The organism is Flavihumibacter stibioxidans, assembly GCF_014332695.1.
GTDB classification, from domain to species: domain Bacteria; phylum Bacteroidota; class Bacteroidia; order Chitinophagales; family Chitinophagaceae; genus Flavihumibacter; species Flavihumibacter stibioxidans.
In genome coordinates, this window is sequence record NZ_MBUA01000027.1 from 256,517 (window position 1) to 270,851 (window position 14,335).

General features: G+C 47.4%; 13 protein-coding genes. 10 read left to right on the plus strand and 3 right to left on the minus strand.

All coding sequences use genetic code 11. The features are described 5' to 3' along the window. Positions 1-28: 28 nt before the first annotated feature. Positions 29-475, plus strand: a complete 447-nt coding sequence (locus BC349_RS14970) for a DUF5362 family protein (RefSeq protein WP_187257580.1) — start codon at positions 29-31, stop codon at positions 473-475. Between the two features lie 11 nt (positions 476-486). Here the strand turns inward: BC349_RS14970 and BC349_RS14975 are convergent, their stop codons facing one another. Beyond that, positions 487-1,254: an RDD family protein gene (locus BC349_RS14975; protein ID WP_187257581.1), complete on the minus strand. Its 768-nt coding sequence runs from the start codon at positions 1,252-1,254 to the stop codon at positions 487-489. Between the two features lie 109 nt (positions 1,255-1,363). On the opposite strand from BC349_RS14975, the gene BC349_RS14980 reads away from it, so the two are divergent. From BC349_RS14980 to truB, 7 genes are all read left to right on the plus strand, one after another. After that, positions 1,364-2,305 (plus strand): stage II sporulation protein M, encoded by a 942-nt coding sequence (locus BC349_RS14980; RefSeq protein WP_246456979.1) that lies wholly within the window; start codon positions 1,364-1,366, stop codon positions 2,303-2,305. Between the two features lie 50 nt (positions 2,306-2,355). Then, positions 2,356-2,988 (plus strand): DUF4129 domain-containing protein, encoded by a 633-nt coding sequence (locus tag BC349_RS14985; RefSeq protein WP_187257583.1) that lies wholly within the window; start codon positions 2,356-2,358, stop codon positions 2,986-2,988. Next, on the plus strand, positions 2,988-4,220 hold the full coding sequence (locus tag BC349_RS14990) for a DUF4350 domain-containing protein (RefSeq protein WP_187257584.1): 1,233 nt from the start codon (positions 2,988-2,990) through the stop codon (positions 4,218-4,220). Before BC349_RS14985 ends, BC349_RS14990 begins: the two co-directional genes overlap by 1 nt. Next, positions 4,220-5,197, plus strand: a complete 978-nt coding sequence (locus BC349_RS14995) for an AAA family ATPase (RefSeq protein ID WP_187257585.1) — start codon at positions 4,220-4,222, stop codon at positions 5,195-5,197. Before BC349_RS14990 ends, BC349_RS14995 begins: the two co-directional genes overlap by 1 nt. Then, the gene (locus BC349_RS15000; protein WP_187257586.1) at positions 5,197-6,543 is read left to right on the plus strand and encodes a DUF58 domain-containing protein; all 1,347 of its coding nucleotides are present in this window, start codon (positions 5,197-5,199) and stop codon (positions 6,541-6,543) included. The genes BC349_RS14995 and BC349_RS15000 overlap by 1 nt, the downstream gene beginning before the upstream one ends. Before the next feature lie 46 nt (positions 6,544-6,589). Beyond that, a complete protein-coding gene (locus tag BC349_RS15005) occupies positions 6,590-7,660 on the plus strand; it encodes a M48 family metallopeptidase (RefSeq protein ID WP_187257587.1) in 1,071 nt (356 codons plus the stop codon). Between the two features lie 120 nt (positions 7,661-7,780). Further along, positions 7,781-8,515, plus strand: a complete 735-nt coding sequence (gene truB / locus BC349_RS15010) for a tRNA pseudouridine(55) synthase TruB (protein WP_379802280.1) — start codon at positions 7,781-7,783, stop codon at positions 8,513-8,515. 33 nt (positions 8,516-8,548) lie between these two features. On the opposite strand, the gene BC349_RS15015 is transcribed toward truB, so the two are convergent. Then, the gene (locus BC349_RS15015; RefSeq protein WP_187257588.1) at positions 8,549-10,873 is read right to left on the minus strand and encodes a BamA/TamA family outer membrane protein; all 2,325 of its coding nucleotides are present in this window, start codon (positions 10,871-10,873) and stop codon (positions 8,549-8,551) included. Positions 10,874-10,897: 24 nt separating this feature from the next. Between BC349_RS15015 and BC349_RS15020 the strand changes: the two genes are divergently transcribed. Further along, on the plus strand, positions 10,898-11,629 hold the full coding sequence (locus tag BC349_RS15020) for a TrmH family RNA methyltransferase (RefSeq protein WP_187257589.1): 732 nt from the start codon (positions 10,898-10,900) through the stop codon (positions 11,627-11,629). Between the two features lie 8 nt (positions 11,630-11,637). Here BC349_RS15020 and BC349_RS15025 read toward each other — a convergent pair whose 3' ends face one another. Continuing rightward, a complete protein-coding gene (locus tag BC349_RS15025; protein WP_187257590.1) occupies positions 11,638-12,870 on the minus strand; it encodes an ABC transporter permease in 1,233 nt (410 codons plus the stop codon). A gap of 108 nt (positions 12,871-12,978) precedes the next feature. On the opposite strand from BC349_RS15025, the gene BC349_RS15030 reads away from it, so the two are divergent. Further along, positions 12,979-14,280 (plus strand): type IX secretion system plug protein, encoded by a 1,302-nt coding sequence (locus tag BC349_RS15030; protein ID WP_187257591.1) that lies wholly within the window; start codon positions 12,979-12,981, stop codon positions 14,278-14,280. The last annotated feature ends 55 nt before the right edge of the window (positions 14,281-14,335 follow it).

The window sequence follows — 14,335 nt, forward strand, 5'->3', positions numbered from 1 at the left end:
ACCATTAAACCCCTTTAAAAATTCCAACATGGAACAATCCAACACCAACACGAATCTCTTTGATCTTCAAATCGATGACCAATCCAGCAGTTATCTCACAGAAACCGCCAAATGGGCTAAATTTTTATCCATTCTTGGTTTTATCGGCTGTGGTTTGATGGTAATCCTGGCTATCGGTATGGGTTCATTCATGGGCTCGCTGATGCAGAACAGTATGATGCCGGGCGGTGGTTTCCTTTTATCCATCGTCTATATTGCAATGGCTGCGCTCTACTTCATCCCTTGTCTTTATCTCTACCGTTTTGCCGGCAGCATGCAGTTGGCACTCCGGGCCGCAGACGCCCACCAGTTGCAGACTTCTTTCCGTAACCTGAAGTCCTGCTTTAAATTCCTGGGCATCCTGACCATCGTGCTTTTATCGATCTATGCACTCGCTATGATCGGTGGTTTGACTGCGCTGGCATTTTCAGTTTAATGACAGAATATTCAACGCGCTGACAATGCATTGTAATCCTTTAACAGCACTCCGAGGAATTCTTCCGGTTCCAGGTCGGATTGTATTTTCAGCGCTGTTTTTATTTTATCTGCCACACGGCCGGTGAGGGCAGGATTCCTGTTCTTGCCGGCATTCAGCAATACCTGTTTTACCGTATTCATATCATGATCGCTGAGTGACAGTACCTGCGGGAATACCGGTGTGTAATTTTCTTCCACATCGGTAAATACCGTATCCTGCCAACGCCCCCTGAACCTGGTATCAATCAGCATGGTCCCTGCAACAAGGTCGCCGATACGCTGGGATTTTTCCGTTAGTACAATACAGGCAAGCCCGCCGAACACCAGCAGGAATGTGTACCAGGGCCACATCCCTTCAAACACGGCAAAAGCTATCCACAACGGGAAGTCTGCGATTTTAAACAGCCATCTCAACAGGTACTGGCTTATGGTTGGTTGCCCGCCTGTAACCGCAATTACCCTGATGCCGGCGATTTTTTTTCCAATACTCTGGCCATTCATGGTTATTTCACAAACGGGATGATAGAGTACAACCGGAAGCCAGAGGATGGTTTCCAACCAGCCAATAGTGCCGGCTCCGTTATTCCCGGGGAGATAGGCCACCAGTTTATTGCTCAGCCAGATATAAATAATGATGATGGTCAAATCAAAGGCCCAGGCAATCACTCGGCGATGAAAGGGGCTGATGGGAAATTCAACCTCAATATTAAACCCTGTATTTAGCCTTGCGATTGACATGCAGTTGATAAATCTGGTGAAAAGATAATAACAGCGTCTTATTTCCGGGAATTAATTTTTGACCTTATATTGGGTTCTTATGCGGGAAGGGAAATTCCTAAAAAATAATATGGATAAATGGAAGCAGATCCAGCAGGAACCTGCGTCCAGTCCGGATGAAATGGCCAGGCAATTCACTGAACTGGTGAATGATCTCGGGTACGCCAAAACCTTTTATCCCCGCAGCAAGGTGACAGAATACCTGAACGGACTTGCATCCAGGATATATCTGACTATTTACAGGAATAAAAAAGAGGAGAAGTCGCGCATCCTGCATTTCTGGAAAACCGAATTGCCGCTGACCATCAGGCGTTACCACAGGGAACTGCTGTATTCGTTTTGCATTTTCCTTTTATTCGCCATCATGGCAGCGTTTTCAGCGGCACAGGACGAAACCTTTGTAAGGGGTGTACTTGGAAATGCCTATGTAGAAATGACAGAAGATAACATCGAAAAGGGCGATCCGTTTGGTGTGTATAAAGGAACTGATGAATGGTCCATGTTTCTTCAAATAGCCCTTAATAATATCAGGGTGTCATTTATGGTTTTTGTGTCTGGTGTGTTTGCAGGTATAGGAACCGTTTACATGCTTTTTTCAAATGGGATGATGCTTGGGTCTTTTCAGTATTATTTTTTTGCAAAAGGATTGGGCTGGCCTTCTGTGCTGGTAATCTGGATTCACGGTACACTCGAAATCTCTGCCATCATTATTGCAGGCGCTGCCGGGTTTGTGATAGCCGGTCATTTACTGTTTCCCGGCACCTACACCAGGTTGCAATCTTTGATGACAGGGGCAAAGAACGGATTGAAAATTATGATCGGCCTGGTACCGGTTTTTATAGTGGCGGCTTTTTTTGAAGGATTCATCACACGTCATTCCACCATGCCCGCCTGGCTGAGTATCGGGATACTGCTCCTGTCTTTATTTTTTATTATCTGGTATTTTGTCTGGTATCCGATCAGCCTGTCACGAAAGATGAAAAATGCTCCTAAACTGCCAGTATCCATTTGAAATTTCTCCGGCCATATGTAATTTTTGTGCTGCTTTTCCTTTTAAAGGGAATGTGTTCAACCAATCAGTTGTTTGCCCAGGATAGTTCTGTATGGCAGAATTATTATGTACGGGAAGTCCCTGATTCTATTGTTGCTTCCCTTCAGAAGGATAAACAGTTTGCCTATGCCAATGATCCGGCATACTGGGCAATCAAACAAGAGCCACCCGTACCATTGAACGGCTTCCTGGATTTTTTAAGGCGCCCCTGGTTCAGGTACCTTATTTACCTGATTGTTGTTATTCTTTTATTGCTGGCCCTTTGGTCTGTCCTGAAGGCCAATAATATGTTCATTTTTTATTCTTCCGCCCGCAAAAAAAGAACATTGGATTTACCGACAGAAGCTACCCTGAATTGGGATATGAAAATTGCGGAAGCCCTGCGGGATCATGATTTCAGAATGGCCATCCGGTACCATTTTCTTCAGATGCTTCATCGCCTGCATGACAGGGACCTGATCACCTGGCATGCTGAAACCACCAATGCTGAATACCTGTTGGCTTTAAGACAACATCCCCGGTACCATGAGTTCCAATCGCTCACCCGGATTTATGAGTATGCCTGGTACGGTGATTTTGAGGTCAGTGAATCAATGTACCGGCAGGTGGCCGATCGTTTTAATCAACTAATTAACAGGATCTGATGAGAGCAAAGATTTTGATCCATATCGTCCTGGTTGTATTGCCGGCTTTTTTATTACAGAGTTGCTTTTGGGGAGGCAAAAAAATCCTGAATGAACGTGTTACCATGCGGTATAAAGACAAGATACCCTATGGTTCCTGGTATGCCTATGAACATATTGGTTATCTTTTTCCGGATGCCCGGGTAGAACTTCGGAAAAATTCTCCCGGCCCGGAGAACCGTTTTTTTGCGGCTGATTTTGAAGAGGAGGATCCGGAAGATTCCGTAGGTGCTGGGAGTATATTATATGTAATAATATCCCCCAAAATTTTTACCAGTGAGGGCGAATTAAATGAGTTGAAAAAATTTGTTTCAAAGGGGAATCATCTTTTTCTAAGCGCCATCAGTATAGACACTGCTTTGCTGGAAGCTTTCGGTTTGAAGACTGAATTTTCCCCGGCGGAACAGCCTTTTAAAGGGATGGCGGTAAAACTGGTGGGTTCCTCAGGAAAAGACACCCTGTCGTATTCCTACCCCGGGTTCAGTGCCCGGCAGTTTGTCAATGCCATGGATTCCTCCAATACGAGGGTTCTTGGGTATTCATGGAACAATAAACCCAATTTTGTACAGGTGGCTTATGGCAATAACGGTACGGTAAGCCTGCATTCGAATCCTTATGTTTTTTCAAATTTCTTCCTGCTTCACCAGCAGAACAAGTCATTTTTTGACCAGGCATTTTCAAAGCTCAGTCAGGATATTGAAGTAGTGATCTGGGACGACTATTTCCGGAACGCAGGGGAGAATACACATTTTTCCACCCTGGGAGTCATTATGGCCAGTCCTTCACTTCGCTGGGCATTGTTGCTGGCTTTACTGATATTTGGCTTTATCCTCTTTAGTGAAATGAAAAGAAGGCAAAGGGTTATCCCCGTGAAAGAACCCCTGGCCAACAGTTCGGTTGATTTTGTGACAACCGTAGGCCGCCTTTATTACCAGAGAAAGGATAATCACGACCTTGCCCTGAAGATGCTGGGGCATTTTAAGGAGTTTGTGCGTCACCGTTATAACCTTCACACCGTGTCAACTGATCCTGATTATATCAGGCTGCTGGCGCAGAAAAGCGGGTTTCCTGAAACCCGGGTAAAAGATCTTCTGATAACACTGGCGCAGCTGGAAGCCAACGGTAACCCGGATGATGAATCCTTGCTTGAACTGAATCGTCAATTAGAAAAATTTTATAAAAACAAGTCCTGATGGAAGAGAATGTTTTCACATCGCGCATTGACCTGGCGAGCCTTAATGAGGCTATCGAAAACCTGAAAAAGGAAGTTGGGAAAGTAATAGTGGGGCAGGACCAGATGATCGAACTGCTGCTGGCGGCCATCCTTGCTGACGGGCATGTGCTGATAGAAGGCGTACCCGGTGTGGCCAAAACGCTGACCGCCAAACTGATCAGCCGTGCCATTAATGTTGATTTTTCCAGGATCCAGTTTACCCCTGACCTGATGCCAGGGGATGTGGTTGGTACATCTGTTTTCAATCCAAAGGATGCGGCTTTCCAGTTCCGCCCCGGACCTATTTTCAGCAATATTGTGCTGATTGATGAAATCAACCGCGCCCCGGCCAAAACCCAGGCGGCCCTGTTTGAAGTAATGGAGGAAAGACAGGTGACGGTGGACGGTAACACTTATCCGCTTGCCCCTCCGTTTATAGTGGTGGCCACACAGAACCCTGTAGAGCACGAGGGTACCTATCATTTACCTGAAGCGCAGCTGGACCGGTTCCTGTTCAAAATTCTCGTCGGTTATCCATCACCGGAAGAAGAGCTGAGGATACTTCAATTCCACCACAAATCTGTTCTGCCGGATCTGCTTCAGGAGGTTAAGCCGGTACTGCTGGCTGAGCAACTTGAATTTTTACGGCAGCAGGTGAGCCAGGTTCATATGGAAGAAAAGCTGATGGCGTTCATTGCAGACATTGTTGGCCGGACCCGGAACCACAAACATATTTACCTGGGCGCTTCACCAAGGGCATCCATTGGAATCATGAAGGCATCCAAGGCATTTGCAGCTATGCATGGCCGTGATTTTGTGACTCCGGAGGACATCCTGTTCATAGCACCTGCGGTACTCAGGCACAGGATCGTCATTACACCCGAAAAGGAGATGGAAGGCGGTACACCGGATGAAGTGATCAATGATATCATTCACGCAACGGATATTCCCCGCTGATGACCGGCTTGATACATTTATTCCGACAGTTGTTCTTTACGCGGCGACTTTACCTGGCGCTGGCGGGTATAGTGTTGTTGTGTATACTTTCCTATGCTGTTACTTTCCTCTTCACCATTGCATTTATTTCTGGAATTATAGTACTGCTGACCCTGCTTGCGGATATCATTGTATTGTTCGGTAACCAGCATGGAATTACCATAAGCCGGAAAATGCCGGATAAATTCAGCAATGGCGATCCCAACCAGGTGGTACTTCAGTTGAAAAACGAATTCACTTTCACCGCAAGGCTTGCTGTTATTGATGAAGTGCCTGTTCAGTTTCAATTACGGGATTTTATCCTGCGGCTCAAACTTTCACCGGAAGCAGTTGAACAGGTTGAGTACGTACTCCGACCTGCGGAAAGGGGAGAATACTGGTTTGGTGATATTAATGTGATGGTGAGAAGTCCTTTGGGGCTGGCCGAGCGGAGGATCGTACAGGAGGCCGGGCGGATGGTCCAGGTTTGGCCATCTTTCCAGACCCTGCGTAAATACGAGTTGCTGGCCCATACTGCCAATTTATCGGAGGCAGGCTCGCGCAAAATCAGGCGGGTGGGGCATAGCCTGGAATTTGAGGAGATCAAGGAGTATGTCAGCGGTGATGATATCAGGAATATCAACTGGAAAGCCACGGCAAGAAGGGGTGGGCAATTAATGGTTAATAATTTTACTGATGAAAGAAGCCAGCAGGTTTACTGCCTGGTAGATAAAAGCAGGGCCATGAAAATGCCGTTTGACGGAATGACCCTGCTGGACCATGCCATCAATGCCAGCCTTATTTTATCACAGGTGGCGCTGATCAAATACGATAAGGCCGGCCTGGTGACCTTCGATGAAAATATAGGCGCTGTAATTGCCGCCGAAAGAAGGGCCATGCAGATGAACCGTATCGCTGAAGTGTTGTACAGGCAGCAAACACGTTTCCTGGAAAGCGATTTCGAAAAACTGCACCTGCTGGTCCGCACCCGAATTACCCAACGCAGCCTGCTGGTGTTGTTCACCAATTTTGAGTCGCTTAGCAGCCTTCAAAGGCAGTTGCCATTTATCAGGAGCATGGCCATGAACCACCTCGTTCTGGTGGTGTTCTTCGAGAACACCGGGCTGAAAGAGTTGACGGAAAAACCTGTGGATGATATCGAACAGCTTTATATTAAAACGATAGCAGAAAAATTTGCCTTCGAAAAAAGGCTGATGGTGAAAGAGTTGGGCAAATATGGGATTGTATCCTTATTGACGCCGCCATCACTGCTTACAATCAATACAATTAACAAATATCTTGAACTAAAAGCCCGGCAGGAAATCTGAATTATGGCAAATTCTCGGCAACTTTGCAGATAATTTTTTATGTAGAATGGATTCAACGATCGTACAATATTTCCAAAAGAAGTCAGCCGGTTTTCTGCCGGCGCGGATGTTATTGTTCAATAATGCTATCCAGCTCTACAGTCCGGATGAAAATAGTTTTATTGCTGCTTATCCTTATAATGGCATCAGTCTGATTGCCCGGGAACAGGGTTCGGCCAGGTTTTCATTGTTGCCCGACAGATCCGCCGAACTGGAAGTTCCGGAACAGCATTTTCTTTTAACAGAATTGTTGAAAGCTACCAATGTAAAACTGCAGAAAAGGAAAAAAAGAATGGGTAAACTGGTATTGCCGGCTGCTTTGCTGGCTATGGCCGGTCTTGCTGCGGCGCTTTATTACCTCCTGGTGGCTGGTGTATCCAGCATTGGCCTCCAGCTCATTTCCCCCAAAAAGGAGGCGGAACTGGGCAAGATGATCTATTCCTCCATGGTATCAGGTATGCCTGTTGATACTGCGGCGGGGGTAAAACTTGCAGCGTTTGCTGAGAAACTGAAACTGAGTGAAAACTACACCCTGCATTTCACCGTCGTGGATGAAAAGGAAGTGAACGCTTTTGCTATTCCGGGCGGCCATATTGTGGTGTACAAGGGAATATTGCAGCAAATGCAGCGCCCTGAGGAACTGGCCGCTTTACTGGGGCATGAAGCATCACATGTAAATGAACGGCACAGCCTGCGCAACATGTTGCAGGAACTTACCGGTACTTTTGTGCTTAGCCTGGTCCTGGGCGATATGGGTGCACTGGGAACCACCATCGCTGGAAATGCCAACAAACTCAGGAGCCTGTCTTATTCCCGCGGATTGGAAGAAGAGGCAGATGAAAAGGGAATGGAAAGGTTGTTGCAGAATAGTGTAGATCCTAAAGGAATGATATGGCTGATGGACCGCCTGAAGGAATCTGAGAAAGAGGTTAGCATGCCCGGCTTTCTAAGTACCCATCCATTAACGGAGGAGCGTAAAGCCTCCGCGCAGAAATTTGTATCGAAGCATCCCGGCGGAAATAATAAAACTGCAGCACTTGAAGAAAGCTGGACTGCTTTAAAAGAAGCCACCCGTTAATTTTGCCTGGCTTACCTTTGCGAAAATTTTACCGTGCAGGAAGGACAACAGCATATACCGGAGGAAAAGCATCATAAAACTGAGCAACTCAATCAGCAGGGAGAGTCTGTAAAAAAGACAATGCCGGATGCGATGGTGAATCCCTATGCCGACGGCCAGGTGCTGCTGATAGATAAGCCCCTGGACTGGACTTCATTTGATTCTGTTCGTAAGATCAGGAACCTGGTAAGGATCAAAAAAGTGGGTCATGCAGGAACACTTGATCCTTTAGCTACCGGTTTATTGATTATCTGCACCGGTAAGTTCACCAAGAAGATCAATGAATACATGGCCCGTGAAAAGGAATACACGGGTACTATAACACTTGGCGCGGCCACACCCACTTATGACCTGGAATCTGAACCGGTGCCAACGCCGGGTTATATAGTTCATGATAGTTTTATAGAGGGCCCCGGCGGTGCGAAAATCGGGGCTGATGCCATTCATGCCGCCACGGAACAATTTACCGGGCCTGTCATGCAGGTGCCACCCATTCATTCTGCCATCAAGATCAACGGCAAGCGGGTGTATGAGCTGGCGAGAAAGGGCAAGGATGTGAAACTTGAACCACGCCCCGTTACGATTGCTGCATTTGAAATTACAGAGATATCCCTGCCGATGGTTTCATTCAGGGTGGTTTGTTCAACGGGCACCTATATCCGAAGCCTTGCAAATGATTTCGGTGCGGCACTTGGATGCGGCGCTTACCTGAGCAGCTTAAGGCGCACGCGGATCGGTGAGTATAAAGTGGAAGATGCACTAACGATGGATGAGGCGGTAACAACTATCACGAACCGGTTGAAGTTTGAAGTTTGAAGATGGGGTTGTGGTTGGGGGTGTCCTGTGCCGTCAGAATGGTGCGTTTATTCCAAGCTGGAATTGTCCCTTCAGTAGTTTTACATTCTGGAACCAGCCACTGCTGATATCTGAATAGAAAGGGTCCTTCATCTTATAAGCCCAGTCGAAACGGATCATGAAATAATTGAAATCAAACCGCAGGCTGGTACCTCCTGCCACTGCGATATCCTTGTAGAGGCGACTGAGTTTAAATGCGGCTTCGTCCAGCTCAGGATTGCCCTGGTTGTTCCGGTACCATATGTTCCCTATATCCGTAAATAAGGCGCTTTTCAGGTTGATGCCAAAAAGTGTTCCGAGATTGAACCGGTATTCGATATTGGTTTCAAGCTGCAGGTCTGCAAAGCGGAAGGATTGTGAATTGGCGTAAAATTTAGAAGAGCCCGGTCCCAGCTGCCTCACCTGCCAGGCGCGCATACTGCTGGGGCCACCTGCAAAATAGGATTTGAAAAAGGGCAGGTTATTTTCTTTGATGATATTTCCCGCCGTATCATACTGCTTTCCGTAAGGGATGCCCACCCCGACAAAAAACCTGAACGCCCAGGAACTTCTGGGATTGTTGATGTAATGCCTGAAATCGATATCAGCTTTTGCAAAACGGTAAAGCCTGGTGTTAAGGTCAAGGGTTTTGATGTTTCCAAAAATACCGCCACTCTCTTCCAACTGGATCTTGAAGTTGTACAGTCTCTTTCCCCTGGTCCAGAACTGGCGCAGGATAAGGTATTGCGAAATGATCAGGCCATCGTTGTACAGGTAGTTGAGGTTCGGAATCTTTTGCGCTTCCTTGTAAAAACTGTCGGTTTTGATGGTCCTTACATATTCAATATTAAAGGGGCTATAGTACCAGTTGCGATTCTTTTTATTCGTCCATTCATAACCGATAGTTGTATTCAGTGACCTGAAAGTAAGAAAATCGCGCAGGTCCGTTAATGTTCCGCTGGCCGTGATCAGCGTGCGGGTACTTAGCAGGTTTTTTTCCGCTTTAACCCGAAAGGGAGTCACGAACTTGGGTATGCTGAAACTCTGGCCTATACTTCCCTGAAGGGTCTGGATGATCCTGCCGCGATTGCCCAGTTCGATTCCGAAGCGCATATTGGTATTTGCCTGTATGGCTTGCCTGTTCACGTTCCTGTCGTGCAGGCCAAAATTGATCGCAAGACCAAACAAGTTGGAAGTGGTAATGAGATCCGTGGCATTGCGGCTTGCTTCCAGGTCAACCGTCAGGTTTTGTTTCTTTGCAGGGAACATATTGATTTCCGCATCTACTACTGCAAGACTGTCCACCGGCAGCAGGTCTATACCCACCTGTTGCCAGGCGCCCATTTGTCCCAGTACGTTATTGGTCCGGGAAACATCTTCCTGTTTGTATAGGGCACCGGGAAGGAGGAAATTATTCCTCAGCAGGAATGGGGTTTTGAACAGGTTTTTTGTGCTGATGATACTGATACCGTTTTTTCTGATGGTGTCTGGTGTCTGGCCGGCACCATCCTGAACCAGGGTGCGGTCCGGGAAGATCCGGATTTCACGAAACCGGTATTGCTGCAGGTGCTCTGGGTTTTCCGTGCCGCGTTGTTTGAATACGATATCAATTTGCGGGTTCTCCCTTCTTTTCTGCACCTCTTCCAGCAACCGGATCTGTTCAAATGGGTCCAGCCCGGGGTCTATCAGGGCTGCCACCACAGTGTCTACTTCTGCATATACGTCCTCCCGGTTGATCTTAAGGTAACCATTGTTCCTGTATATGTTGAGCAGTCTGTCCAGTTCAAGCGATATGCTGCCATTGGAATAAGCATCTCCTTTTTTCAATTGGGATTCCCTGCGGCTGGCAAGGGCAATTGCCTGAAGGGTGGAATCGCGGAAAGCATAACCAATGGAATCCAGCCTAAGCCTTTTCCCGGTTACCACGTTGAAGACTACATTGACCCTTTGCTGGTTTTCTACCAGGTTAATGCTCGAATCCCAGCTGATGTTGCCGTACATAAATCCCGAAGCACGCAACAGGTCATTGATATAGTCCAGGGACTTTGCAGCATATATAGTGTCGAAAACGGGTGGGCGGTTGAGGATTTTCCGGAATCGCTTGCTGGTCCATTTTACCTGCAGACTGTCATCCAGCTGGTTTTCCAGTTGGGAAACCAGGTTGCTCTTTTCACTGGATGGAAGTTTTGTATCTACCTTTACGGTTGTTTTATAGATAAAAGGTTTTTCAACCGGGTAATTCTTTATCGTCCTGCAACCGGCGGCGAGCAGCAGGGGTAACCAAATAAGCATCCGGTAATAGTAATTACGGATGCGGGTGTTGGTTATATTTGCTGGCATAGGCTGCTGAAAAAATATAAGGTAATGGTTACAAAAAATCAGGTCAAATATATCCAAAGTTTAAGCCACAAAAAATTCAGGGATGAGGAAGCTGTGTTTGTGGCAGAAGGGCCAAAGGTAGTGGCAGAGTTACTGTCTATGCCCTACATGAAGGTGAAGGAATTGTATGGAACGGCCGACTGGTGGAGTTTTGCGCCGCAGAGGAAAACGGAACCAGGGTCGGTGGAAGTTACTGATTCGGAGTTGGAGCGGCTTTCCTTCCTCAAAACCCCCAACCAGGTTTTAGCTATTTTTTATAAACCCGACCTGGTGGTGGTTCCCGGCGGATGGCAATTATTACTGGACGGGATTCAGGATCCGGGCAATTTGGGAACCATTATCCGGATCGCGGACTGGTTTGGGGTAGAACAGATTGTCTGCAGTGAAGACTGTGCCGATGCCTTTAATCCCAAAGTGGTGCAAAGTACCATGGCCAGCATCGGGCGGGTGGAAATCATTTATACAGACCTGGTTGAATATGTGAAAGCCCATGCCCATCGGGATTTCCTGGCGGCTACATTGGGTGGTACTCCTATGAAGGAAGTGAAAATACATGGCCCAAGTTCACTGGTTATCGGAAATGAATCCAGGGGAATCAGGCCCGAACTGATGCAGCACCTGAAACATTTTGTCACCATTCCCCGCACAGGCGCCGCAGAATCGTTAAATGCTGCGGTCGCTACAGGCATCCTTCTCTCACAGCTTAAAGAAGCCTGACCGGTTCACTATTTAAATTGTATCGCCCGCACCGGCTGTATCTTCCGGATGATCAGGCTGGGGATCAGCAGAACTGCCATGCAAATGATAAAAGTCCCCGCATTAACCGCCAGGATCTGCCAGGGAATCAGTTTTACTTCGGCTTTGGAGATATAGTACATTTCTTCCGGCAGTTTTATAAAGCCATACCTGGATTGAAGATAGATGAGGGTAAACGCAATGATATTGCCCAGTAAGATTCCGGCCAGGGTAATAATGGCGCCATGGTAGAGGAATACTTTCTGTATGGTGCCATTGTACGCCCCCAGGGCTTTCAGGACTCCCACCATTCGCGTCCTTTCCAGTACCAGGATGATCAGGCAGGTGATCAGGTTCAGCACGGCCACAATGATCATGATGAGCAGAACGATCCCGATTGTCTGGTCCTGCAATGCCAACCAGTCGAATATGCTGGGATAGATCTCTTTAATGGTTTTGCTGTTCCAGAGATCGGGTAAATGAGTGAAGATGGTTTCATTCAGTGTATCCATCCTGCGGTAGTCGTCCAGGAAGATTTCATACCCCCCGATCTGGTTTTCCGGCCAGTTATTGAGCTTTTGGATCAATCGAAGGTCACCAATGGCAATCAGTTTGTCGTAGTCTTCAATGCCTGTTTTGTAGATGCCGGCAATATTGAGTTTCCTTGCACGGGGTGCGCTGCCATCATTCTGGATAAAATAGATCAGGATGGGATCATTTACTTTCAGGTTGAGCTGGTTGGCGGTATAGGCCGATAAAATGATCTCGTTGCTGTACCCGCTGTCGGGGTAAGACATCCAGTGACCCTCTTTCAGGAAGGATTGCAATCTCGCCGTATCGTAATTTTTTTCTATGCCTTTAAAGAGCACGCCCTCAATGCTTTCCGATGTTTTGAGAATGGCGTTTTTGGTGGCATAGGCCTGGATGCCCGTTATGCCGGGCACAACCTTCTTCAGGTTCTGGACAGTATCATTTTTCTCGATGGGATACTCTTCAGCGATCATTACTTTATCCGGCTCGTAATGCTGAACCCTGATATGCCCCCAGAAATTAAAGATCTTCTGGCTGATGGCATACTGGAACCCATTGGTGAAAGCCATCGCGATGATCATGGCGGTAACACTGATGGTAGTGGCCGCAATGGCCAGCCGTATGATGAAGCGGGAAAAGGACTTCTGCGTGTTGAAGGCGATCTTCCTGGCGATATATCCTGCAATATTCAAACGGCATGGTTTTAGGGGCCAAATATAACGGAGAAAACTATTTTTAACCGGCCGTGTTTTGTAGACTTGTGAAGGCATTCAATGCGGAATCTCAAAAAAGACTGGACAATGAAGTGTATTAGTATTGGTTTTATGGTTATGGTATCGCTGTGTTTATTGGCGCCGCAGGCTTCGCTTGTGGCCCAGGAGCCGGATGAAATTTATTACTCCAATATCCAGAATGTAAAACTTCACCTTGCCGGCAATCCCCTGGGCTACCCGGTTATCCGCCTTGGCAGCAGTGACCAACTGGAACTTCATTTTGATGACCGGGAGGGTGGAACCAAGGCCTATTCCTATACCTGGCAACTCTGTAATGCAGACTGGACACCGGCTGTTCTGAGTCCCATGGATTATATCCGCGGCTTTACACAACAAAGGATAATAACCTACAGGGCATCTTCGGTAGCACTCACCCGCTATACACACTACCAGCAGGTGGTGCCCGACAGGAATTGTGCTCCATCACGTTCGGGTAATTACCTGTTGAAGGTTTTCCTGAACGGGGATCCTTCCCGGCTGGCATTTACCCGCAGGGTATTGGTGGTGGAGGAAAAGGCGGCCGTTTCAGTGCAGGTACAGCAACCCTTCAATAACCAGGTGTTTACCACACACCAGAAACTGGTATTTACGGTCAATACCCGACAGTTGAATATGGTGAATGCCATGCAGCAGGTAACTGTTGCCATTCTGCAGAACAATCGCTGGGATAACAGGAAATCCGGTCTGCGGCCCACTTTCATGCGGCAGAACCAGTTGGAATATAATACCGAACAGGATGCAGTGTTTGCGGCAGGAAAGGAGTGGAGATGGCTGGATCTGCGCAGTTTCCGTTTGCAGACTGACCGGGTGGACAGTGCGGTGTACAAATCGGGCGCAACCAATGTGTATGTTACCACGGACGCTGACCGCTCGCCGCTGCGTTTTGTATATTACCGGGATGCCAACGGCATGTTTTACAATGAGACGCTGGATGGCATGAATCCTTACTGGCAGGGTGATTATGCGACGGTATATTTCAGTTTCCGGCCTCCCGCAGGCATGCCATTTAAAAAGGACCTTTACCTGTTTGGTGAGCTGACCAATTATGGAAGGGACAGCCAGTCGAAGATGGTGTTCAACCAGGAAAGGGGCGTGTATGAGACCTCCATCTGGTTAAAGCAGGGGTATTACGATTATGCCTATGCGCTGAAAGAAGGGGAGGGGGCTGCGGCCACCTTTGATTTTGGTCGAACCGAGGGCAATTACTGGGAAACGGAAAATAATTATACCATACTGGTTTATTATCGCTCGCTCGGTGGCCGTTCTGATGAACTGGTTTCGGTAACAAAGATCAACTCCCTCGCCGGCCGGCCCCGCGGTGCCTTTTAACTTCTCCCTCCATTCACCCATTGACCCATTCACCTTTTTTGTTTTTTTCCTTCCG

Coding starts and splice junctions, on each gene's coding strand:
- BC349_RS14995 (WP_187257585.1), top strand. CDS start 4,220: ATGGAAGAGAATGTTTTCACATCGCGCATTGACCTGGCGAGCCTTAAT.
- BC349_RS14975 (WP_187257581.1), bottom strand. CDS start 1,254: ATGTCAATCGCAAGGCTAAATACAGGGTTTAATATTGAGGTTGAATTT.
- BC349_RS15030 (WP_187257591.1), top strand. CDS start 12,979: ATGAAGTGTATTAGTATTGGTTTTATGGTTATGGTATCGCTGTGTTTA.
- BC349_RS15015 (WP_187257588.1), bottom strand. CDS start 10,873: ATGCCAGCAAATATAACCAACACCCGCATCCGTAATTACTATTACCGG.
- truB (WP_379802280.1), top strand. CDS start 7,781: ATGCCGGATGCGATGGTGAATCCCTATGCCGACGGCCAGGTGCTGCTG.
- BC349_RS14985 (WP_187257583.1), top strand. CDS start 2,356: ATGTGTTCAACCAATCAGTTGTTTGCCCAGGATAGTTCTGTATGGCAG.
- BC349_RS14980 (WP_246456979.1), top strand. CDS start 1,364: ATGGATAAATGGAAGCAGATCCAGCAGGAACCTGCGTCCAGTCCGGAT.
- BC349_RS15020 (WP_187257589.1), top strand. CDS start 10,898: ATGGTTACAAAAAATCAGGTCAAATATATCCAAAGTTTAAGCCACAAA.
- BC349_RS15000 (WP_187257586.1), top strand. CDS start 5,197: ATGACCGGCTTGATACATTTATTCCGACAGTTGTTCTTTACGCGGCGA.
- BC349_RS14990 (WP_187257584.1), top strand. CDS start 2,988: ATGAGAGCAAAGATTTTGATCCATATCGTCCTGGTTGTATTGCCGGCT.
- BC349_RS14970 (WP_187257580.1), top strand. CDS start 29: ATGGAACAATCCAACACCAACACGAATCTCTTTGATCTTCAAATCGAT.
- BC349_RS15005 (WP_187257587.1), top strand. CDS start 6,590: ATGGATTCAACGATCGTACAATATTTCCAAAAGAAGTCAGCCGGTTTT.